Below are 20,947 nucleotides of genomic sequence, written 5' to 3' on the forward strand. Positions count from 1 at the left end.
ATGACAGCCACCGCACCCGTACCGGCCGCCGCGGCGGCATCCGCACCACGGCCCGCGTCCAAGCGCGTCACCGCACGCCGCGCGCAGACACGCCGGCGCATGCTCGACGCCGCCCTCGAGGTGTTCGCCGACGAGGGCTTCGGCCGCTCCACTGTGGAGCGGATCTGTGAGCGGGCCGGCTACACACGCGGCGCCTTCTACTCCAACTTCACCTCCCTCGACGAGTTGTTCCTCGCCATGTGGGAGGAGCGCTCGCAGCGCATGCTCGCCGACCTGCGCGAGGCGCTCGGCGAGGTCGCCGCCGCGGCGCCCGAGGAAGGGCTGCGGGCCGCGCTCCGCGCCATCCCCGTGGACGACGCCTGGTACAGGGTGACGGCCGAGTTCACGGCGCACGCGCTGCGCAACCCGTCCCTGCGGCGCGTCATGGCGGCCCGCGAACAGGCGATCCTCGACACGATCCTGCCGGTCGTCGTCGAGGCACTCGCGCGGACCGGACGGCGGGTGCCCGACGTGGCGGCTCTCGGGCAGGCCCTGGTCGCCGTGCACGACGGCACCGCCGTGCAGGTGCTGCTCGAACCGGACAGCGAGGTGCCGCACAGGCGCCGCGAGGAGTTGTTCGGACACGTTCTGCAGGCATACAGCACGCCCGTCACCGAGGAGGCAGCGTGAGCGAGGACGCCGACGTCATCGTCGTCGGAGCGGGACTGGCCGGTCTCGTCGCGACGTACGAACTGACCCGTGCGGGACGGCGGGTGGTGGTCGTCGACCAGGAGAACGAGGCCAACCTCGGTGGTCAGGCGTTCTGGTCGCTCGGCGGACTGTTCTTCGTCGACAGCCCCGAGCAGCGGCGGATGGGCATCAAGGACTCCGTCGGACTGGCCATGTCCGACTGGCTGGGCTCGGCCGGTTTCGACCGGGAGCGCGAGGACCGCCTGCCGCGCAAGTGGGCCGAGGCGTATGTGCACTTCGCCGCCGGTGAGAAGCGCGACTATCTGCAGCGGCTCGGGCTGCGGGTCATGCCGACGGTCGGCTGGGCCGAGCGCGGCGACGGCACGGCGGGCGGGCACGGGAACTCCGTTCCGCGCTTCCACATCACCTGGGGCACCGGCCCCGAGGTGGTGCGGGTCTTCCGCGAGCCCGTGCTGGCCGCGGCCGCCCGGGGGCTGGTGACCTTCCGCCACCGCCACCGCGTCGACGGGCTGATCGTCGAGAACGGGGCGGCCGTCGGTGTGCGGGGCACCGTGCTCGAGGCATCCGGTCTGCCGCGCGGAGTCGCGTCCTCCCGTGAGCCGGCCGGGGAGTTCGAGCTTCGCGCGCAGGCCGTGGTCGTGACCTCCGGCGGCATCGGCGGAAACCAGGAGCTGGTCCGCGAGAACTGGCCCGCAGGCCGCCTCGGGCCCCCGCCCACGTCGATGATCACCGGCGTTCCCGCCTACGTCGACGGCCGGATGCTGCAGATCACCGAGCGCGCGGGCGGCTCGGTCGTCAACCGCGACCGCATGTGGCACTACACCGAGGGCATCAGGAACTGGGACCCGATCTGGCCCGACCACGCGATCCGGATCATTCCCGGCCCCTCCTCCCTGTGGCTGGACGCCACCGGGCGCAGGCTCCCCGTGCCGCTCTTCCCCGGCCACGACACCCTCGCCACGCTGAAGCACATCGTGGGCACCGGGCACGACCACACGTGGTTCGTGCTGACGCGGGCGATCGTGGAGAAGGAGTTCGCGCTCTCCGGCTCCGAGCAGAACCCCGACATCACCGGCAAGGACCTGAAGCTGGTGCTGTCCCGCGCGAAGAAGGGCGCCCCCGGACCCGTGCAGGCGTTCCTCGACCACGGCGAGGACTTCGTCGTGCGGCCGACGCTCAAGGAGCTCGTCAAGGGCATGAACGCCCTGACGCCCGACTGCGAACTCGACTACGGGCAGGTCGAACGAGAGGTCCTCGCACGCGACAGCGCGGTGGACAACGCGTACACCAAGGACTTCCAGCTCATGTCCGTCGTCAACGCCCGCGCGTACTGGCCCGACCGGCTCACCCGGGTCGCCAGGCCGCACCGCCTCCTCGACCCCGAGCAGGGTCCGCTGATCGCCGTACGGCTGCACCTGCTGACCCGCAAGACGCTCGGCGGTCTGGAGACCACGCTGGACTCGCAGGTGGTCCGGCCCGACGAGTCCGTCTTCGAGGGTCTCTACGCGGCCGGGGAGGTCGCCGGTTTCGGCGGCGGCGGGGTGCACGGCTACAACGCGCTGGAGGGCACGTTCCTCGGCGGCTGCATATTCTCCGGCCGGGCCGCCGGCCTCGCGATCGCCCGGCGGCTGGCGTGACGAGCCGGGGCACGGCCCTGGTGACGGGCGCGTCGTCGGGCATCGGCGCCGCCGTGGCCGCGGCGCTCGTGGAGCGCGGCTACCGCGTCCTCGGCACGAGCCGCGACCCGGTGTCGGTCACCGACCCGGTCCCCGGCGTCGAGTACCTGGCGCTCGACCTCACCGACGACGCCTCGATCGAGGCGTGCGCCGCGGCGGCCGGTGCGGTGGACGTCCTGGTCAACAACGCGGGCGAGAGCCAGAACGGGCCGCTGGAGGAGCTGCCCATGGAGGCGCTGGAACGGCTGTTCCGCCTCAACGTCCTCGGGGCCGTACGGCTCACCCAGCTCGTCCTGCCCGGCATGCGGGCCCGCCGGCGCGGCCGGGTGGTCATGGTCGGCTCCATGCTGGCCAGCTTCCCGCTCGCGTACCGCTCCTCGTACGTCGCCTCCAAGGCGGCGATCAAGGGCTTCGCGACCGCGGCACGGCGCGAGGTTGCCCCGTACGGCATCGGCATCACCACCGTCGAGCCCGGCTCGGTCAACACGGGCATCAGCGAGCGCCGCACGCAGTACGTCGCCGACGACTCGCCGTTCCTGGCGGAGTACCGGACGATGCTCGCCGCGCTCAACGCCAACGAGGCGAAGGGCATCCCGGCCCAGCGCGTCGCCGCCACCGTGGTGCGGGCGACAGAGGCCGCGCGACCGAGACCGCTCTACGCGGTGGGCAGCAACGCGCCCGTGGTGTTCGCCCTGCGCAGGCTGCTCCCGAGGACGGCGGTCGAACGCATGGTGGCCCGCAGACACGGTCTGCGTTGACGCGCGCGCCCTGCCGGCGCAGCGCGGGAGCGGCGTCCGGGGCCGGTCCCGTCCCCGCCCCGGTACGGTGATCCGGTCGGCCAGGGGGAACGGGGAACGGGGAACGATGACCGGGGATCCGGGGGTGCTGCTCACCTCCGCGCAGCAGACGTCCACGACCGCGCTGCTGGCCCGGGCCGCCGCCGGGCGGGGCATGGACGTCACGGTGTCGACCGCCCCGGAGGCGATCGACGCCGTGGCGGGGCGGGCGGTGCACTGGTACGGCGGTCCGCGGGCCGCGGCGCAGGCCGCCGACCGGGCGGGCTTCGCGCTGCTCGAGCCCGCCGACGACTGGCTCGTACGGCTGCCGGGGGAGTACACCCGCCGGCGCATCGAACTGACCACGCTGTCCGAGGCATGGGAGATCACGCGCCCGGTGTTCGTGAAGCCGCCGAGCGACAAGTCGCTGCCGGCCGCCGTCTACGCCGACGGATCGCGGCTCCCGCGCGGCGGGGACGGCATCGGGCCCGGCACGGCCGTGCTGGTGTCGGAGGTGGTGACGTTCGCCGCCGAGTACCGGCTCTTCGTGCTGGACGGCGAGGTCGCGGCGGCGAGCAGGTACGCCGTGTACGGCCGCCTCGACACGGCGCCGCTCGGCGACGGCACGAGGGACGCGGACGCGCTCCGGTTCGCCCGGCGGCTGCTGGGCGCGGTCGCCGGGACGCTGCCGAGCGCCGTCACCGTCGACGTCGGACTCGTGCAGGACCCCGACACCGGGGCGGAGCACTGGGCCGTCGTCGAGGCCAACATGCCCTGGTTCTCGCACAGCTACTGCGCGGAGCCCGGCAGGGTGCTCGACACCGTCCTGCGCGCCGCCGGGCCCCGCGACCTGGTCTCTTCGCACGATCTCGGCTTCGTACGGACCGCGGCCGCGACCGTCTGAAAAAGGTCCGGCGTGCCCTGTCGAGAATCCGGCCCGCTCCGACGTCCCCTGTGAGAGTTGCCCGCAAGGGGCGGCAGCGAGGGGCGAAGGCGCAAGGCGGAGGAGCGAGACATGAAGTACCTGGTGATGATTCAGGGCACGCAGGCCGACTACGAGGCGATGCGCGGCAAGGCGTCGCCGGGGGCGCCCGCGTGGAGCGAGCAGGAGATCCGGGCGATGTTCGCGTTCATGCGGTCCGTGAACGAGGATCTCGCGGAGTCCGGGGAGTTCGTCGACGGGCAGGGGCTCGCCGAGCCCGCGCGCACCCGGCAGGTGACCTCCGGCAAGGACGGCCGGCCGGTGGTCACCGACGGGCCGTACAGCACGACGCAGGAATGTCTCGCCGGCTACTGGGTCCTGGACTGCGAGAGCCTGGAGCGGGTCACGGAGATCGCCGCGCGGATCGCGCAGTGCCCGACCCCGGAGGGAACCACGGAGTACCCCGTCCTGATCCGGCCCATCCTGGACGGCGAAGGCGAAGCGTGAGCCGCGCGCCGGGGACCGGGAACCCGCCGCGCCGCAGGTCCTCGGCGCGCTCGCGGGCGCTGCGGTCACCTCGGCCTGATCAGGCGCGGGGATGCGCAAGGCTGACGGACGGCACGGCCGGCGCCTGTCGGCTGCGGGCGTTGGCGGCCCGTACGCCGCCGGGTGATCATCAGGACATGGACGCCACGATTCACCTCGCCCAGCAGCCCGAGGCCGACGCGCTGCTCGGCCGCAGCCCGCTCGCCGCCCTGGTCGGCATGCTGCTCGACCAGCAGATCCCCATGGAGTGGGCGTTCACCGGCCCCTTCACGATCGCGCAGCGCCTGGGCGCCGACGACCTGGACGCCGCTCAGATCGCGGCGTACGACCCGGACGCCTTCGGCGAGCTGCTCCGACAGAAGCCGGCCGTGCACCGCTACCCGGTGTCGATGGCCAAACGGGTGCAGGAGCTGTGCCAGTTCCTCGTCGACGAGTACGACGGCGACGCGAGCGCCGTGTGGCGGGACGCGGCGAACGGCGCCGAACTGCTGGCACGGCTGAAGGCGCTGCCCGGCTACGGCGAGCAGAAGGCGCAGATCTTCCTGGCGCTGCTGGGCAAGCAGTACGGCATCACGCCCGAGGGGTGGCGCGAGGCGGCCGGGGCGTACGGCGAAAGGGACGCCTACCGGTCCGCGGCCGACATCACCGGACCCGAGTCGCTGGCCCGGGTGCGCGCGTACAAGCAGGAGAAGAAGGCGGCGGCCAAGGCGAGGAAGTCGGCCACGGAAAAGCGCTGATGGGGGCACGAGGGACGCGGAAGCAGCCAGTCCGGGCCACAAGGAGCGGAAATCGGCCTCCAGTTGTGGCACGGGTGTTCACAGAACCCCCGCCAGATCGCTAGCTTCCCCTCAACCCACGTTCGCACCGGGAAGGACCTCTGTGAACGCAACCCCTCGCAGAGCCGTGGCCACCCTGGCCGCAGCCGCACTCGCGACCCCGCTCCTGCTGGCATCCGCCTCCCCTTCCGCAGCCCACCGTCCCGACCCCGCAGACCGAGCGGCCAAGGACGCGGCGAAGCTGGCCAGGAAGCTGGTCGCCCGTGCGTCGGCCGACGACGCATTCGAGCACCTCGAGAAGTTCCAGCAGATAGCGGACTCGTCCGGCGGCCACCGCGCCGCCGGTTCCCTGGGGCACGACGCGTCGGCCGCGTACGTGTACCAGCAGATGCAGCGGTACGGGTACGACGTCTCGTACCAGAAGTTCGAGTTCCTCTACACCCAGACGCTGGCGGAGAAGCTGTCGGTCCTGTCGCCGTCGCCGCGCGACCTCACCATCAAGGCGATGACGTACACCAAGTCGACCGCCGTCGGCGGTGTCCGCGCCGCGCTGGCCGCCGTGCCGGTGGACGACACGACCGGCTGCACGGCGGGCGACTACGCCTCGTCGGCGTTCACCGGCAAGATCGCGCTGATCAAGCGCGGCGGCTGCACGTTCGCCGAGAAGCAGGCCGCCGCGGCCGGCGCCGGAGCGATCGGCGCCATCGTCTACAACAACACGGACGGCGTGCTCTCCGGCACCCTCGGCGACCCCGCCGCGGGGAAGATCCCGACCGGCGGCATCACGAAGGCCGACGGCGAGAAGCTCGCCGCCGACCTGGCCAACGGGCCGGTGAACGTCTCTTTCGAGATCCGCCAGCTCCAGGAGACGCGCTCCACCAACAACGTGATCGCCGAGACCCGGCACGGCAACGCGGCCAACACCGTGATGCTCGGCGCGCACCTCGACTCCGTCACCGAGGGCCCGGGCATCAACGACAACGGCTCCGGCTCGGCCGGTCTGCTCGAAGTCGCCCAGGAACTGGCCAAGAAGGAGCCGCGGCCCGCCAACAAGATCCGCTTCGCCTGGTGGTCGGCCGAGGAGAACGGACTCCTCGGCTCCGAGCACTACGTCGCGCACCTGAGCGATCTGGGCAAGAAGGAGATCAAGCTCTACCTGAACTTCGACATGATCGCCTCGCCGAACTACGGGCTCTTCGTCTACGACGGCGACGACTCCGACCGCGTGGGCGCGGGCCCCGGGCCGGCCGGCTCGGCGCAACTGGAGCGCGACATCAACGAGTTCCTCGACCGGCAGGGCCACCCGCACGAGGGCACCGACTTCACCGGCCGTTCCGACTACGGCCCGTTCATAGAGGTCGGCATCCCGTCCGGCGGCACGTTCACGGGGGCCGAGGGCATCAAGACCGAGGCACAGGCGAAGAAGTTCGGCGGCACGGCGGGCGTCGCGTACGACCCGAACTACCACGCCAAGGGCGACACCATCGACAACATCGACATGGACGCCTTCGCTGTGAACATCGGCGTCATCGCCAACGCCGTCGGCACCTACGCCCACGACCTGAGCTCGCTGCGCAAGCCGGTCGTGACCGTCCCGACGGAGGGTGACGCGGGCAGCGGCGGCGGCCTGCACGACGGCCACGACCACGAGGTCACCGAGTAACAGCTCCACGCAGGGACACACCGGCGCGCCGCGGGATCACCTCCTGCGGCGCGCCGTTGCGACAGGGCGTCGTTCGGGGGCTGCGTGACGAAGAAGATCCCGACCCCTTTCGGGCGAATCAGCCGCACGGTCCGCGTGATCGGCTCCGGGAGTCCTTCGAGGGATCTGCGCCCCGGGCAGGCACTGCCCGTCCCCAGCATGGGGGGCGAGGCCGACCGCGGGCCATGAAGGTCAGGCGGAGGCGGTCTCCCAGGCGGGCCACGGGAGGGGCCGTGGGAGGGCCGTGAGGGAGCCGACTGCCCCATCGAGGCCCTGTCGCACTGGATCCTGAGGTGTCATGAGAGACCCCTGTTTCCCGTTTTGCATACTTTTCCACGGGATCACACTGCGGCTCCGCGGCTGCGCCCGGTGCCCCTCGGCCGGTAGGCTTTCCGTGTGATCTTCAAGCGCATCGGCAACGGGCGGCCGTATCCCGACCACGGCCGGGAAAGCACCCGGCAGTGGGCGGATGTCGCGCCGCGCCCGGTCCGCCTCGATCAGCTCGTGACGACCAAGGGCCAGCTGGATCTGGAGACCCTGCTCGCCGAGGACTCGACGTTCTACGGCGACCTCTTCGCCCATGTCGTGAAGTGGCAGGGCGACCTCTATCTGGAGGACGGGCTCCACCGCGCCGTGCGCGCCGCCCTGCAGCAGCGCCAGGTGCTCCACGCCCGCGTGCTCGAGCTGGGCTGAGCCCCCGCGGCAGGGTGAAGCTGATCCTTTCGGGGTCTTTCGGCACCGTACGGACGCAATGAACTGATCGTTTAGTAGGCACGGCGACCAGGCCGCACTACGCTGCGCCCATGAGCATGCTCACTCCCCCCGGTATGGGCGGAAAGTACCGCATCACGGGCGACAAGTACCCACGTATGCGACGCCCCCGGAACCGCCGCAGAATCGTCTTCGCGGTGGTGGCCGTGGCGGTGGCCCTCGGACTGGCCGGCTGGGGCACGATGCAGCTCGTCGACGCCTTCACCGGAGGCGGAGGAAAGAAGTCCACGGCAACCGCCAAGCGCACCTGCGAGCCCGTCCCGACCGTCTCCGCGGCACCCCCGCCGCCGCAGCCGCGTCAGGTCACGGTGAACGTCTACAACGCCACCCCGCGCAGCGGTCTGGCGAAGGCGGCGGCCGACGAGCTGAAGAAGCGCGGCTTCACCATCGGCAAGGTGGGCAACGCGACGCCGGAGTACGACAAGAAGGTCCCCGGCACCGCGGTGCTGCTGGGTGGGCCGACGGCCCACGAGGGCTCTTTCCGGGTCCTGGGCACGCAGCTCGTCGGCACCCAGCTCAAGACCGACGCCCGCAGGACGGCGGACATCGATCTGATCATCGGTACGGCCTACAAAGCCCTGGAACCGAAGAAGAACGCGGACGCGGCCCTGGCCGCCATGGCCCAGCCGGCGCCCGCGCCATCGGCTACCTGCCGCTGAATCGCTACAGTGCCCGCCCCCGGCGAGGCCGGGGGCAGAACCCCTCGCTCAGGCAGCGGTCCCGTACATGCGGTCGCCCGCGTCGCCGAGGCCGGGGACGATGTAGCCGTGCTCGTTCAGGCGCTCGTCGACCGACGCCGTCACCACCGTCACCGGTGTGCCCGCCAGTTCGCGCTCCATCACCTCGACGCCCTCCGGCGCCGCCAGCAGCACGACCGCGGTCACGTCGTCCGCGCCGCGCTTGATCAGCTCCTGGATCGCCGCGACCAGCGTGCCGCCGGTGGCCAGCATCGGGTCGAGGACATAGACCTGGCGGCCGGACAGGTCCTCCGGCATACGCGTCGCGTACGTCGACGCCTCCAGGGTCTCCTCGTTGCGGATCATCCCCAGGAAGCCCACCTCGGCGGTCGGCAGCAGCCGCACCATGCCGTCGAGCATGCCGAGGCCCGCCCGCAGGATCGGCACGACGAGGGGACGCGGATGCGACAGCTTGACGCCGGTCGTACCCGTCACCGGGGTCTGGATGTCGACCTGCTCGGTGCGCACGTCCCGGGTGGCCTCGTACGCGAGCAGGGTGACCAGCTCGTCGGCGAGGCGCCGGAAGGTCGGGGAGTCGGTGCGCCGGTCGCGCAGCGTGGTGAGTTTGTGCGCCACCAACGGGTGGTCGACGACGTGGATCCGCATGGCCACCACAGTAGCCCGCACTCGCATCAACAGGGGTATCCGAGGGAAGGTGGTGGGGTACCCCCGGGCCGCAGGCACGAGGGCGAACGGAGCACTCGTGGGGTGGTGTGACCGATGGCGGAGTCCGAGCCGAAGCGCGACGAGGAGCCGGAGACCGACGCGGAGCGCCGCAGGCGACGCGCCCAGTTCCTGCGCGAGCTGAACGAGGCGAAGGCACTGCGCGACCGGGTGCAGCCCCGACGGGCCCGCGCGGCCCGGATGCGCCAGCAGATGCGTATGCGGACGTTCCGCTGGTGACCTCGCGGGGTTCCCCGGGAGCCGGCCTCGCAGAACTGGTGGCCGACGCAACGACGGAAGACCTCTCGCAACGCGGATGTTTCTGCCACGATTCCGAGTGGGCGGGGCAGACATCAGCGCACCGCCGGTCGTCACACCTCTGATCAGTGGGAGAGTCACGGTGTACTTCGCCGCACTGCTCGCGCGCACTCATGACGGGTGGGAAGCGAGCGACACAGAGCTCGACGATGTGGAGACGCTGTCGGATCTGACCGACCTGGCCCGCGATGCCTCGGTGGACGAGGACACGGTGCTCGTCTTCATCGAGCAGGAGGACTCCTGGTTCGGCATCGTCCGCGTCGAGGGCGAGGAGGACCCTCGCATCTTCGTCTCGGACGCGGCCGCGGCCGCACGCTCCTCCTATGGGGAGATCCTGACCAACGAACTGCTCGGCGGGGACGATGAGGACCCGACCGACGACCTGGACGCCCTGGACCTCGACGGTACCGAGGACGGGGAGACGCAAGCGGACGACGACGAGGACACGGAGGACGGCGGCGCTCTGGAGAGCGGCGACACCGTACCGGCCGGCCCGGTCGGCGACCGCGAGATCCTGATGGACCTCGGACTGTCGGAGAAGGAGCTGCTGGCGCTGGACACGGACGCGCTGCTGGAGATCGCCGAGGCGCTCGGCGCGGGCGAGGTCCTGGAGACCGTGCGCTGACGATCGCATGAAGGAAGATCCGAACGACCCCGTGCGCGACCCCTGGCAGGCGCCCATGCGTCTGGCGATCGAGGAGGCCGAGCGCGCGGCGCTGGCCGGTGACGTGCCGGTCGGCGCCGTTGTGCTGGCCGCGGACGGCACGGTCCTGGCGACGGGGCACAACGAACGCGAGGCGACGGGCGATCCGACGGCGCACGCCGAGGTGTTGGCGATCCGCCGTGCGGCCGCCCGTCTCGGCGAGTGGCGGCTCACCGGCTGCACGATCGTCGTGACGCTGGAGCCGTGCACGATGTGCGCCGGTGCGATCGTGCAGTCCCGCGTGGACCGCGTGGTCTACGGCGCACGCGACGAGAAGGCGGGCGCGGCCGGCTCGCTGTGGGACGTCGTACGGGACCGCAGGCTCAACCACCGCCCCGAGGTGGTGCTCGGCGTGCTGGAAGACGCGTGCTCGACCCAGCTGACGGCCTTCTTCCGGGCCCGTCCCGCCGAGCGCTGAGGCACTGCCGGCGCCGTCGGCCGGTGCCGCGCGGATACCGATTTCGGCGTACGGGCCACCTTGGGCTAAGCTCTCTCCCGGTAGCGTGTCCGAGCGGCCGAAGGAGCTCGCCTCGAAAGCGAGTGTGGCGCAAGTCACCGAGGGTTCAAATCCCTCCGCTACCGCTCTCGTCGAAGGGCCCCGGTGCAGTCGCGCCGGGGCCCTTCGCGCATCGCCGGTGACGGGGGTGGCCGGAAAAACATGCTCGGTTAGACTCACGCGACGCATGGGCAGGGCAGGGCCGGCAGGGGAGACAGGGGCCGAGGGTGGAAGCGAAGAAGGTCGCTCTTTACATAGTCGTGGTCTTTGTCCTGTACACCATCATCACCTCCCCCGAGAAGGCCGCCGATCTGGTCGGGATAGGGTTCGAGGGCATTTCGGACGCCGCGCAGGGTGTCGGACAGTTCATGACCGAGCTCGTCAACTAGAGCGGCAGGCATCCCGTTCAGCCCCGTCCCCAGTCCCCCAGGAGTGCCCCTTGATCCGCCATCTGGTCCTCTTCAAGCTCAATGAAGGCGTCGGGCGCGACGAGCCGCGCGTGATCGCCGGAGCGAAGGCCTTCCAGGAGCTGGACGGGCTCGTCCCGGAGCTCCAGTTCTGGGAGTGCGCCTGGAACATCACCGACCGGCCCATCGCGTACGACTTCGCCATCAACTCCGCCGTGGCCGACGCCGACGCCCTCAAGCGCTACCTCGAACACCCGGCGCACCAGGCGGCCGCCGCACAGTGGCGCGAGTTCGCCACCTGGGTGATCGCCGACTACGAGTTCTGAGCGCTCCGCACCCCCCGGGCCCCTCGCCGCCACGGCGAGGGGCTCTTGTGTTGTGCCGCCCATCGGACGTCTGCCCGTCGTCAACACGGCGTTATCAGGTGCTTGCACACAGTGGACATGTCTTGTGATGCTATGACCGCTTTTGACGGATGAGTTGACCGAAATCGACCGAAAGGGGTGGCGTGACCTTGCCGGCCAGTACTGCGCCTCAGGTGCCACCTCAGAACGAGCGGCCGGACGAGACCCCCTCCGCCCCCGCGAGGCCCCAGAGCAGGGGGGCCGACACCAGGGCCCTCACCCAGGTCCTCTTCGGCCGCCTCAAGACGCTCGAGCCGGGCACCAAGGAGCACACCCGGGTGCGCTCGGCGCTCATCGAGGCCAACCTTCCGCTGGTCCGCTACGCCGCCGCCCGCTTCCGGTCCCGGAACGAGCCGATGGAGGACGTCGTCCAGGTCGGCACGATCGGCCTGATCAACGCGATCGACCGGTTCGACCCGGATCGGGGCGTGCAGTTCCCGACGTTCGCGATGCCGACGGTCGTCGGCGAGATCAAGCGCTACTTCCGTGACAACGTCCGCACCGTGCACGTGCCGCGCCGGCTCCACGAACTGTGGGTCCAGGTCAACGGCGCGACGGAGGACCTCACGACGGCCCACGGCCGCTCACCCACGACCGCGGAGATCGCCGAGCGCCTGAAGATCGGTGAGGACGAGGTGCTCGCCTGCATCGAGGCCGGGCGCTCGTACCACGCCACGTCACTGGAGGCGGCGCAGGAGGGCGACGGGATGCCCGGCCTGCTCGACCGGCTCGGCTACGAGGACCCGGCGCTCGCCGGCGTCGAGCACCGCGACCTCGTACGGCACCTTCTCGTCCAGCTGCCCGAGCGCGAGCAGCGCATCCTGATGCTCCGTTACTACAGCAACCTGACACAGTCCCAGATCAGTCAGGAACTGGGCGTCTCCCAGATGCACGTGTCGCGGCTGCTGGCGCGAAGTTTCGCGCGGCTTCGATCCGCAAACAGGATCGAAGCGTAATCAGAACGGGTAGACCGTCTCCGAGCACCTGAGGGGGCGTCAAAGCCTTTGTCCCGTTCGTTTCCTGGGCATTTCGGCCCGATACTTGTCGACATGTCACTACAGCGTGTTGCCGACATGTGACATTCTGCGGGAAGCGCGTTTGCCGCAGCCCCGCCGCCGGTATTCAGGTGGAGGCTGCGTTCCTCAGTCGGTCGCGGCCACCGCGACCGTCCGCGACCTCAAGGGGGTGGCATGTCCGCAGAACAGGGCAGCTCGAAGGTGCTCACGCGTGCGCCCGGCGCACCCGCACCCGTCGTGTCCGACAGCTCGGAAGCCATCGACACCCGCACTCTGTCCCGCTCCCTTTTCCTGCGGCTGCGCGCGCTGGACAGCGAGGGCGCGGCCGGCGACAGCCCGGAGCGCACCTATGTGCGCGACACCCTCATCGAGCTCAACCTCCCCCTCGTGCGGTACGCCGCCGCCCGCTTCCGCAGCCGCAACGAGCCGATGGAGGACATCGTCCAGGTCGGCACGATCGGTCTGATCAAGGCGATCGACCGGTTCGACTGCGAACGGGGCGTGGAGTTCCCGACGTTCGCGATGCCGACGGTCGTGGGCGAGATCAAGCGCTTCTTCCGGGACACCTCGTGGTCCGTTCGGGTGCCGCGCCGGCTCCAGGAGCTGCGGCTCGCGCTCACCAAGGCCAGTGACGAGCTGTCCCAGAAGCTCGACCGCTCCCCGACCGTGCCCGAACTGGCCGCGGTGCTGGGCGTGTCGGAGGAGGACGTGGTCGACGGCCTCGCCGTGGGCAACGCGTACACGGCCTCGTCGCTGGACTCCCCCTCGCCCGAGGACGACGGCGGCGAGGGCTCCCTCGCGGACCGCCTCGGCTACGAGGACAGCGCGCTGGAAGGCGTCGAGTACCGCGAGTCGCTCAAGCCCCTCCTGGCCAAACTGCCGCCCAGAGAGCGGCAGATCATCATGCTCCGCTTCTTCGCCAACATGACGCAGTCGCAGATCGGCGAGGAGGTCGGCATCTCGCAGATGCACGTCTCCCGGCTGCTGACGCGCACGCTGGCGCAGCTGCGCGAGGGGCTCATCGGGGACTGAGCCCCTGCGGAGTCGCCTCGCACTCTTCAGAATTGAAGGTACGTCAGCGACACTGCCGCCATGTGGCGACGACGGCGGACCGGGATCGTGGCGGTGGCGCTCTGCCTCGGCGGGGCGCTGACCGCGTGTTCGGGCAGCAACGGCGACGGCCGGATACCGCTCGGGGCGGCCGGCGCCGGTCCGGCGCCGACGGGCGCGGTCCCGCCCGAGGGCGGCGTCGTGCTGGTCCCCCTCGACGAACCGGACGCCTCCGGACCGCCGCGAACGCCCGCCGGCCGCCACGCCCCCGTCCCACGGCTGCCCGAGGGGCCGTCCCAGGACGAGGCGCCCCCGGCCGCCGAGCGGCCTGGCACGGGTGCGGGCGGCGCCCCGGCGGACGCGCCCTCCCCGAGCACTCCCGGCGGCCCGCCGCCCCGGCCGCCGTCCCCTGCGCCGCCGCCGGAGCCGCCGCCGTCCGACAACCCCGCACCAACCCCGGGCCCGGCGCTTCTCCAGCTCACCGAACCGGTCCGCGAGGCGCTGGGCGAGCGCTGGTGCGAGCGGGTCACCGTGGAGTTCCGCAATACGGGCGGGAGAGCGGCCACTTCGGGAACGGTCACGTTCGCCACGCACGTCATCGGTGCGCTCGGGATCGACTGGGCCACGATCGAGACGGCCCAGCCGCTGCCCGCGCCGATCGGGCCCGGAACCGTACGGAAGAGGGCGTTCGCGGTGTGCGTGGAGGCGTGGCGGGTGCCGCTCGGGATGCACATCGAGACGCGGGACGTCACGGCCGAGTGGACCTGAGCCCCGGCCGTACCGGTCAGCCGAAGGCGAGCCAGGCCACCGCGCCGAGGACGACGACGGCGGCGATCACGCCGACGATCAGACCGACCCGCGAGGACGACTGCGCGGGGGCCGCCGCGCGGCCCTGCGGGGCGCCCTCGTCGACGAAGGCGCGGAACATCTGCGTGCTGCCCGCGGGGTCGTAGTTGCCCTCGGGGCCCTGGCCTTGGGGAGCATGGGGGTTGTGTGCCATGGGGCAGGACCCTAGCGAACCGCGGTGTCCGGCCCAACCCCGGGAGAGGGCCCGACGCGGTTTCCGGGCGTGACGACCGTCGCATGACGCTGCACATGCAAAGCCTTTTGGGTTCCTTTACCCGTCCCGGCCCGTTTTCGTTTGCCTGTAGCAACCAATGGCTTCTATCGTTGCCCTAAGCAACAAGATAGGGGGGAGGGCCCATGGCCGAGCGGAGTCAGTTCGAGGAGCTGGCCAGGCAGATCGGCGCCATGGGCGCCGTGAAGCGCAGCCTCGCGCGGGTGCTTCCCCTCGAGTGCCCCTCCGGGTCGGCAGCCGTTCTGTCCCTCGTCGGGCGGTACGGAGAGATGCGGATGAGCCGTCTCGCCGAGCTGCTCGCCGTGGACATGTCGGTGACCAGCCGGCACGTGGCCCATGGGGTGGAGCGCGGCTGGCTGGAGCGCTCGCCCGACCCGGACGACCGGCGCTCGCGCATCCTGCGGCTCACCCCGGCGGGGGCGGACCTGCTCGACGACCTCGGCCGTCGGACGACGGACATGTTCGCCCACCGCCTGAAGGACTGGTCCGACGACGACGTCGGACACCTGAACGCGCTGCTGGCCCGCCTCCGGGAATCCGTCGGGGACTGCCGGGCTCACCCCACCCGTACACCCGCACAGACGACGTAAGGAAGTTCATGGCTACGACCACACCGACCGGTGTGCGGAGCGGCCGCGCCGGGCAGGGGGGCGCACACGCCCCCGACGGCGGCACGCCGATGACGCACCGGCAGATCATGGAGGCGCTGTCCGGGCTGCTGCTCGGCATGTTCGTCGCGATCCTCTCGTCGACGATCGTCTCCAACGCGCTGCCGGAGATCATCAGCGATCTCGGCGGCGGTCAGAGCGCCTACACCTGGGTCGTGACCGCCTCGCTGCTGGCCATGACCGCGACCACTCCCCTGTGGGGCAAGCTCGCGGACCTCTTCTCCAAGAAGCTGCTCGTCCAGATATCACTGATCATCTACGTGCTGGGCTCGGTGGTCGCCGGCCTGTCGCAGAACGCGGGCACGCTCATCGCCTGCCGGGTGGTCCAGGGCATCGGTGTCGGCGGACTGTCCGCCCTCGCGCAGATCGTGATGGCCGCGATGATCTCCCCGCGCGAGCGCGGCCGCTACAGCGGCTACCTGGGTGCCACGTTCGCCGTCGCAACCGTGGGCGGGCCCCTGCTCGGCGGCGTCGTCACCGACACCGACTGGCTCGGCTGGCGCTGGTGCTTCTACATCGGCGTGCCGTTCGCGGTCATCGCCCTGATCGTCCTGCAGAAGACCCTCAGGCTCCCGGTCGTGAAGAAGCAGAAGGCCGAGGTCGACTGGTCGGGCGCGTTCCTCATCAGCGCCGCGGTCTCGCTCCTGCTGGTCTGGGTCACCTTCGCGGGCGACAAGTACGACTGGGTGTCCTGGCAGACGTACGCGATGGTCGGCGGTTCCGTCGTCCTCGGCGCGCTGTTCCTCCTGGTCGAGTCCCGGGCGAGCGACCCGGTCATCCCGCTGCGGCTGTTCCGCAACCGCACCATCACGCTGGCCTCACTCGCCTCGGTCTTCGTCGGTGTCGCGATGTTCGCCGGCACGGTCTTCTTCAGCCAGTACTTCCAGCTGGCACGGGACGAGTCGCCGACGATGTCCGGCGTCATGACGATCCCGATGATCGGCGGCCTGTTCCTCTCCTCCACGGTGAGCGGCCAGATCATCACCAAGACGGGCCGCTGGAAGGCATGGCTGGTCAGCGGCGGTGCGCTCGTGACGGCGGGGCTCGGCCTGCTGGGCACCATCCGCTACGACACGGAGTACTGGCGGATCGCGCTCTTCATGGCGGTCATGGGCCTCGGCCTCGGCATGATGATGCAGAACCTGGTGCTGTGCACGCAGAACCAGGTCGCCCCCTCGGACCTGGGCGCGGCCAGCTCGGTCGTCACCTTCTTCCGCTCCCTCGGCGGCGCGATCGGCGTCTCGGCGCTCGGCGCCGTCATGGCCAACCGGGTCACCCACTACGTCAAGGACGGGCTCGCCGAACTCGGCCCGCAGGGCGCGGCGACGGGCCACGGCGGCACGGCAGGCGGCTCCATCCCCGACCTCGACGCGCTGCCCGCTCCCCTCCGCACGGTGATGGAGACGTCGTACGGACACGGTGTCGCGGACGTCTTCCTCTACTCCGCGCCGTTCGCCCTGATCGCCTTCCTCGTGACCCTGTTCATCAAGGAGGTCGCACTGAAGAGCAACGCCCCGGGGCAGGGCGCCGCACCCGATGCCCCGGCCTCGCCCGAGGCGCCCGCCCCGGCCGAGGCCCCGAAGGCCGAGGCGCCCGCCCCGGCCGAGGCCCCGAAGGCCGAGCCGGCCGCCGCGGGCACCGCTCCGGTGGCCGCCGGGGTGTCGCCGTACACGGTGTGGTGCGCGGCGGAGAGGGCGCGGCGGTGCCGCGGGCGGCGATCACGCTGATCTCGCGCACAGGCCGTCATCTCGGCCACGCGATCGCCGACGTGGACGGCGCCTACTCGGTGGACGCGCCGGTCCCCGGGTCGTTCGTGCTGATCGCCTCGGCCGACGGCTTCCAGCCGCAGGCCTCCACGGTGGTCGTCGGCGACGAGCCGCCGGCCCACGACATCGAACTCGCCCACGCGGACGAGTAGTCGGTCTCCCGGTCGCTTGTCGAGCGGAGCGGCGACCGGGACGGGGCGGCAGGCAGGGGACGGCCTGCCGCCCCCATTCCGCTGGCGTCCCCGAGCCCTCCGTGAACCAGGGCTGTTCGCCGGTCCTGCCGATCCGTACGCGACCGGGAAGACGGCCGCGAGCCGCCCGTCCGGCCGTCGCAACGGGCTCCCGGCCGCCGTCGACGGTCCGCTACGAGGCCGCTGTCAGGTCGTAGAGGGTCGTGCCCTGCACGGTGACCTCGGTGAAGTTCTCCTCGACCCATGCGGTGATCTCCGCGGCGGCGCCGCCGCCCGGCCCGTTGCGCATGCCGCCGCCCGTGGAGACGAACCAGTGGATCCGGCCGTCGGCAACGTACTGCTTGAACTGCGCGAGGGTCGGGGAGGGGTCGCTGCCGTTGAAGCCGCCGATCGCCATCACCGGTTCGCCGGTGGCGAGTTGGAGACTCGCGGCGTTCTGGGAGCCGACGGCCGCGGCGGCCCAGGTGAAGTCGTCCGCGTCCTGCTCGATCCTCGCCGCGGTCGCGACGTCGACGCTCGCGCCGCCGAGCAGCCCTGCCAGGCCGCCCTCGCCCCGGGAAGGCGGCCCGGCGGGCATCTGCCCTCTGCCCTGCGCCGGGCCCTGGCCGCCCCGGCCCGGCTGCCCGGGAGGCTGCGTCCGGCCGTTCGCCCGGCCGCCCGGCCCGTTGTCCGTCTGCGCGCGCGGCGGCGTACCGAATCCGCCCGGGCCGCCCCGGCCACCCGCCACCGCGGGCCCCGCCATGACGACGGAACCCGTGTGGGCCTCGCCCACGGTCGTGAGCGAATACGCCGCCGGACCCGCCAGCGAGACCGCGATCCCCAGCCCGGCGGCGGCGAGCGCCGCCCTGCGCCCCGCCCGGACCGCGAACAGCAGCCCCGCCGCTGCCACGAGGCCCCCGACCGCCACCGCCGTACGCAGCCACGGCAGATAGTCGGCGCTCCGGCCCAGCAGGACGTACGACCACCAGGCCGTCAGCGCCACCGTGCCGCCGAGCACCACCGACCACACCGTCCTGGCCCGTTCCTCCCAGAGCATGGTCGCGCCCATGCCGACCAGCGCCGCGATGTACGGCGCGAGTGCCACGGTGTAGTACTCGTGGAAGATCCCCGCCATGAAGCTGAAGACCGCCGCGGTCGTCAGCAGCGAGCCGCCCCACACCAGGAACGCCGACCTCACCGTGTCCGTGCGGTCCGCGCGCCGGGTCAGGACGAGCCCCGCGATCAGCAGCACCAGCGCGGCGGGCAGCAGCCAGGCGATCTGGCCGCCGATGTTCCCGGCGAACAGCCGGTCGACGCCGGTCTCGCCCCAGCCGCCTCCGCCCCGTCCGCCTCCACCGCCGACGCTGCCGGTCTCGTTGCCGTTGATCCGCCCGAGGCCGTTGTAGCCAAAGGTCAGTTCCAGGAAGCTGTTGGTCTGCGAGCCGCCGATGTACGGGCGCGAGGACGCCGGCCACAGTTCGACGACCGCGACCCACCAGCCGCCGAAGACCGCCACCGTGAGCCCGGCGAGGGCGAGCTGGCCGAGCCTGCGCGGCAGCGTCGTCGGCGCGCACACCGCGTACACCAGCGCCAGCGGCGGGAGGATCACGAACGCCTGCAGCGTCTTCGTCAGGAACGCGAACCCGACCGCGACGCCCGCCCACACGAGCCACCTCGTGCGAGCGTCCTCGAGGGCGCGCAGCACGCAGTACACGGTGACCGTCATCAGCAGGGCGAGCAGCGCGTCCGGGTTGTTGAAGCGGAACATCAGCGCGGCGACCGGCGTCAGCGCCAGCACCGCTCCCGCCAGGAGCCCGGCGGCCTGGCCGAAGCGCCGCCGGACGGCCGCGTGGAGCACGGCCACCGTCGCGACGCCCATCAGCACCTGGGGCACCAGGATCTGCCAGGAGCCGAGCCCGAAGAGCCGCACGGATAGGGCCATCGGCCACAGGGCGGCCGGGGGCTTGTCGACGGTGATGGAGCCGGCCGCGTCGGACGAGCCGAAGAAGAAGGCCTTCCAGCTCTCGCTGCCGGCCTGAACGGCCGCGGAGTAGAAGGAGTTCGCGTAACCGGACGCGTTCAGGTTCCACAGGTAGAGCAGCGCGGTGGCGAGCAGCAGCCCGAGCAGGGTCGGCCGCGCCCAGGGGCGGTCCGCCTCCCGGCCGCGCCACAGCCGTGCGAGCGCGCCGCGCTGCGCGCGGGCGTGTCCGGTGCCGTCGGCCGGCACCGCGGCGGAAGGAAGAACCGTGGTCATCGGCTGCACCTCGTCGAGTCGTCGGTCGTGCCGGAGCGATCGGGCCCGGCGGCGGGCGTCGCTGAACCGGCGGCGCCTGCGGTGCCGGGCCGCTGCCCTTCGGGGAAGACCCAGGCGCGGTACAGCAGGAACCGCAGCACGGTCGCCGCCAGGTTCGCCGCGATCAGGACGGCCAGCTCCGTGCCGTGGGAGGGGCTGCCCGGCGCCGCCCCGAGGGCGGCGAGCGAGCCGCTGGTCAGCGCGAGTCCGATGCCGAACACCACCAGCCCCTGCGCCTGGTGGCGTACGGCACGGTCGCGGCCCCTCACCCCGAAGGTGAGCCGGCGGTTCGCGGCCGTGTTGGCGACCGCGGAGAGCAGCAGGGCTGCCGCGTTCGCGGCCTGGGGGCCCGTACCGGCACGGAAGAGGGAGTACAGCAGCAGGTAGAGCAGCGTGGAGAACGCGCCCACCGCGCAGAAGCCCAACAGCTGACGGGTCAGTCCCCCGGGCACCCCGGTCAGCCGCCGGTCGCGCGGGTCGTCGCCGAAGGGCCGCGCCAGCCGGTCGAGCGGCAGGGCGCCGACGGCCAGCGCGCGGCCCACCCGCCAGACGCCCTTCAGGTCCTCGACGGCCGTGCGGACGATGTGCACGGTCGAGTCCGGGTCGTCGACCCAGTCGACGGGCACCTCGTGGATGCGCAGCCCCGCCCGCTCCGCGAGCACCAGCAGCTCGGTGTCGAAGAACCAGCCGGTGTCCTCGACCATCGGCAGCAGCCGCTCGGCGACGTCCCGGCGGATCGCCTTGAACCCGCACTGGGCGTCCGAGAAGCGCGCCGCCAGCGAGGACTTGAGGATCAGGTTGTAGGCCCGCGAGACGATCTCCCGCTTGGGGCCGCGCACCACCCGGGAGCTGCGTGCCAGCCGGGACCCGATGGCCAGGTCCGAATGGCCGGAGATCAGCGGAGCGACCAGCGGCAGCAGCGCGTTGAGGTCGGTGGACAGGTCGACGTCCATGTAGGCGAGCACGGGCGCGTCCGAGTGCGACCAGACCGTGCGCAGCGCCCGCCCCCGCCCCTTCTCCTCCAGCCGGTGCGCCCGCACCTCGGGGATGCGGGCGGCCAGGCCCGCGGCTATCCCGGGCGTGCGGTCGGTGCTCGCGTTGTCGGCGACGGTGATCCGGAAGCCGTACGGGAAGGTCCGCGCAAGGTGCTCGTGCAGCCGCAGCACGCACTGTTCGAGGTCGGCCTCCTCGTTGTACACCGGGACCACGACGTCGAGTACGGGCGGACCGGCCGTGCCCGCGAGCAGGTGCTCACGGGCCGGAAGGGTCCGGCCTGGGGTGTCGGTTCGCATGTGGCGACCCTCGGCGGGGGCGCTGTC

The 20,947-nt window shown here is 71.7% G+C and carries 23 protein-coding genes, 1 tRNA gene and 1 pseudogene; 20 read left to right on the forward strand and 5 right to left on the reverse strand.

Annotated elements, in window-relative coordinates:
• From AB0K02_RS25130 to AB0K02_RS25160, 7 genes are all read left to right on the forward strand, one after another.
• The gene (locus tag AB0K02_RS25130) at positions 1-669 is read left to right on the forward strand and encodes a TetR/AcrR family transcriptional regulator (protein ID WP_365994780.1); all 669 of its coding nucleotides are present in this window, start codon (positions 1-3) and stop codon (positions 667-669) included.
• Positions 666-2,327, forward strand: coding sequence for an FAD-binding dehydrogenase (locus AB0K02_RS25135; protein ID WP_365994781.1), 1,662 nt, complete (start codon positions 666-668; stop codon positions 2,325-2,327). The genes AB0K02_RS25130 and AB0K02_RS25135 overlap by 4 nt, the downstream gene beginning before the upstream one ends.
• The gene (locus tag AB0K02_RS25140; protein WP_365994782.1) at positions 2,324-3,124 is read left to right on the forward strand and encodes an SDR family oxidoreductase; all 801 of its coding nucleotides are present in this window, start codon (positions 2,324-2,326) and stop codon (positions 3,122-3,124) included. Before AB0K02_RS25135 ends, AB0K02_RS25140 begins: the two co-directional genes overlap by 4 nt.
• 106 nt (positions 3,125-3,230) lie before the next feature.
• On the forward strand, positions 3,231-4,046 hold the full coding sequence (locus AB0K02_RS25145; protein WP_365994783.1) for an ATP-grasp domain-containing protein: 816 nt from the start codon (positions 3,231-3,233) through the stop codon (positions 4,044-4,046).
• 111 nt (positions 4,047-4,157) lie between these two features.
• Positions 4,158-4,571 (forward strand): YciI family protein, encoded by a 414-nt coding sequence (locus tag AB0K02_RS25150; RefSeq protein WP_365994784.1) that lies wholly within the window; start codon positions 4,158-4,160, stop codon positions 4,569-4,571.
• 176 nt (positions 4,572-4,747) lie between these two features.
• The gene (locus tag AB0K02_RS25155) at positions 4,748-5,347 is read left to right on the forward strand and encodes an HhH-GPD-type base excision DNA repair protein (protein WP_365994785.1); all 600 of its coding nucleotides are present in this window, start codon (positions 4,748-4,750) and stop codon (positions 5,345-5,347) included.
• 166 nt (positions 5,348-5,513) lie between these two features.
• Positions 5,514-7,049, forward strand: coding sequence for a M28 family metallopeptidase (locus AB0K02_RS25160; protein ID WP_365994858.1), 1,536 nt, complete (start codon positions 5,514-5,516; stop codon positions 7,047-7,049).
• On the opposite strand, the gene AB0K02_RS25165 is transcribed toward AB0K02_RS25160, so the two are convergent.
• Entirely contained in the window at positions 6,935-7,354 is a 420-nt protein-coding gene (locus tag AB0K02_RS25165; protein WP_365994786.1) for a helicase HerA-like domain-containing protein, read from the reverse strand. The two genes, AB0K02_RS25160 and AB0K02_RS25165, sit on opposite strands and share 115 nt — an antisense overlap.
• A 130-nt stretch (positions 7,355-7,484) precedes the next feature.
• Between AB0K02_RS25165 and AB0K02_RS25170 the strand changes: the two genes are divergently transcribed.
• Both AB0K02_RS25170 and AB0K02_RS25175 read left to right on the forward strand, forming a co-directional pair.
• Positions 7,485-7,781, forward strand: coding sequence for a type II toxin-antitoxin system VapB family antitoxin (locus AB0K02_RS25170; RefSeq protein ID WP_003955420.1), 297 nt, complete (start codon positions 7,485-7,487; stop codon positions 7,779-7,781).
• A 110-nt stretch (positions 7,782-7,891) separates the two neighbouring features.
• A complete protein-coding gene (locus AB0K02_RS25175) occupies positions 7,892-8,518 on the forward strand; it encodes a LytR C-terminal domain-containing protein (protein ID WP_365994787.1) in 627 nt (208 codons plus the stop codon).
• A 48-nt stretch (positions 8,519-8,566) separates the two neighbouring features.
• Here the strand turns inward: AB0K02_RS25175 and upp are convergent, their stop codons facing one another.
• Entirely contained in the window at positions 8,567-9,202 is a 636-nt protein-coding gene (gene upp, locus AB0K02_RS25180) for a uracil phosphoribosyltransferase (RefSeq protein ID WP_365994788.1), read from the reverse strand.
• A gap of 114 nt (positions 9,203-9,316) precedes the next feature.
• Here upp and AB0K02_RS25185 point away from each other — a divergent pair, with 114 nt between their 5' ends.
• The 9 genes from AB0K02_RS25185 to AB0K02_RS25225 all read left to right on the forward strand — a co-directional run bounded on the left by AB0K02_RS25185 (position 9,317) and on the right by AB0K02_RS25225 (position 14,421).
• Positions 9,317-9,499: a hypothetical protein gene (locus AB0K02_RS25185; RefSeq protein WP_177153688.1), complete on the forward strand. Its 183-nt coding sequence runs from the start codon at positions 9,317-9,319 to the stop codon at positions 9,497-9,499.
• A gap of 160 nt (positions 9,500-9,659) precedes the next feature.
• Positions 9,660-10,202 carry a hypothetical protein gene (locus AB0K02_RS25190; RefSeq protein WP_365994789.1) on the forward strand — a complete coding sequence of 181 codons (543 nt, stop codon included), beginning with the start codon at positions 9,660-9,662 and terminating at the stop codon, positions 10,200-10,202.
• Between the two features lie 7 nt (positions 10,203-10,209).
• Positions 10,210-10,698, forward strand: coding sequence for a tRNA adenosine(34) deaminase TadA (tadA, locus tag AB0K02_RS25195; RefSeq protein ID WP_365994790.1), 489 nt, complete (start codon positions 10,210-10,212; stop codon positions 10,696-10,698).
• Positions 10,699-10,777: 79 nt separating this feature from the next.
• A tRNA-Ser gene (locus tag AB0K02_RS25200) sits at positions 10,778-10,862 on the forward strand.
• A gap of 141 nt (positions 10,863-11,003) precedes the next feature.
• Positions 11,004-11,165 (forward strand): hypothetical protein, encoded by a 162-nt coding sequence (locus AB0K02_RS25205; protein WP_215186683.1) that lies wholly within the window; start codon positions 11,004-11,006, stop codon positions 11,163-11,165.
• Positions 11,166-11,215: 50 nt separating this feature from the next.
• Positions 11,216-11,509, forward strand: a complete 294-nt coding sequence (locus tag AB0K02_RS25210; RefSeq protein ID WP_365994791.1) for a Dabb family protein — start codon at positions 11,216-11,218, stop codon at positions 11,507-11,509.
• A 188-nt stretch (positions 11,510-11,697) separates the two neighbouring features.
• Positions 11,698-12,543 (forward strand): RNA polymerase sigma factor SigF, encoded by an 846-nt coding sequence (locus tag AB0K02_RS25215; RefSeq protein WP_365994792.1) that lies wholly within the window; start codon positions 11,698-11,700, stop codon positions 12,541-12,543.
• A gap of 234 nt (positions 12,544-12,777) precedes the next feature.
• Positions 12,778-13,635, forward strand: coding sequence for an RNA polymerase sigma factor SigF (locus AB0K02_RS25220; protein WP_365994793.1), 858 nt, complete (start codon positions 12,778-12,780; stop codon positions 13,633-13,635).
• A 60-nt stretch (positions 13,636-13,695) separates the two neighbouring features.
• Positions 13,696-14,421 carry a hypothetical protein gene (locus AB0K02_RS25225; protein WP_365994794.1) on the forward strand — a complete coding sequence of 242 codons (726 nt, stop codon included), beginning with the start codon at positions 13,696-13,698 and terminating at the stop codon, positions 14,419-14,421.
• A 16-nt stretch (positions 14,422-14,437) separates the two neighbouring features.
• Here the strand turns inward: AB0K02_RS25225 and AB0K02_RS25230 are convergent, their stop codons facing one another.
• The gene (locus tag AB0K02_RS25230; RefSeq protein WP_365994795.1) at positions 14,438-14,653 is read right to left on the reverse strand and encodes a hypothetical protein; all 216 of its coding nucleotides are present in this window, start codon (positions 14,651-14,653) and stop codon (positions 14,438-14,440) included.
• Between the two features lie 203 nt (positions 14,654-14,856).
• On the opposite strand from AB0K02_RS25230, the gene AB0K02_RS25235 reads away from it, so the two are divergent.
• Positions 14,857-15,321 (forward strand): MarR family winged helix-turn-helix transcriptional regulator, encoded by a 465-nt coding sequence (locus AB0K02_RS25235; RefSeq protein ID WP_365994796.1) that lies wholly within the window; start codon positions 14,857-14,859, stop codon positions 15,319-15,321.
• A gap of 8 nt (positions 15,322-15,329) precedes the next feature.
• Positions 15,330-17,302: pseudogene (locus AB0K02_RS25240) on the forward strand (MFS transporter); the annotation flags it as partial.
• A gap of 226 nt (positions 17,303-17,528) precedes the next feature.
• Here the strand turns inward: AB0K02_RS25240 and AB0K02_RS25245 are convergent.
• Together AB0K02_RS25245 and AB0K02_RS25250 are read right to left on the reverse strand one after the other, a co-directional pair.
• The gene (locus AB0K02_RS25245) at positions 17,529-19,589 is read right to left on the reverse strand and encodes a glycosyltransferase family 39 protein (RefSeq protein ID WP_365994797.1); all 2,061 of its coding nucleotides are present in this window, start codon (positions 19,587-19,589) and stop codon (positions 17,529-17,531) included.
• A complete protein-coding gene (locus AB0K02_RS25250) occupies positions 19,586-20,920 on the reverse strand; it encodes a bifunctional glycosyltransferase family 2/GtrA family protein (RefSeq protein ID WP_365994798.1) in 1,335 nt (444 codons plus the stop codon). The genes AB0K02_RS25245 and AB0K02_RS25250 overlap by 4 nt, the downstream gene beginning before the upstream one ends.
• Positions 20,921-20,947: the final 27 nt, after the last annotated feature.

It is taken from the genome of Streptomyces sp. NPDC049597, from assembly GCF_040675505.1.
Lineage (GTDB): Bacteria > Actinomycetota > Actinomycetes > Streptomycetales > Streptomycetaceae > Streptomyces.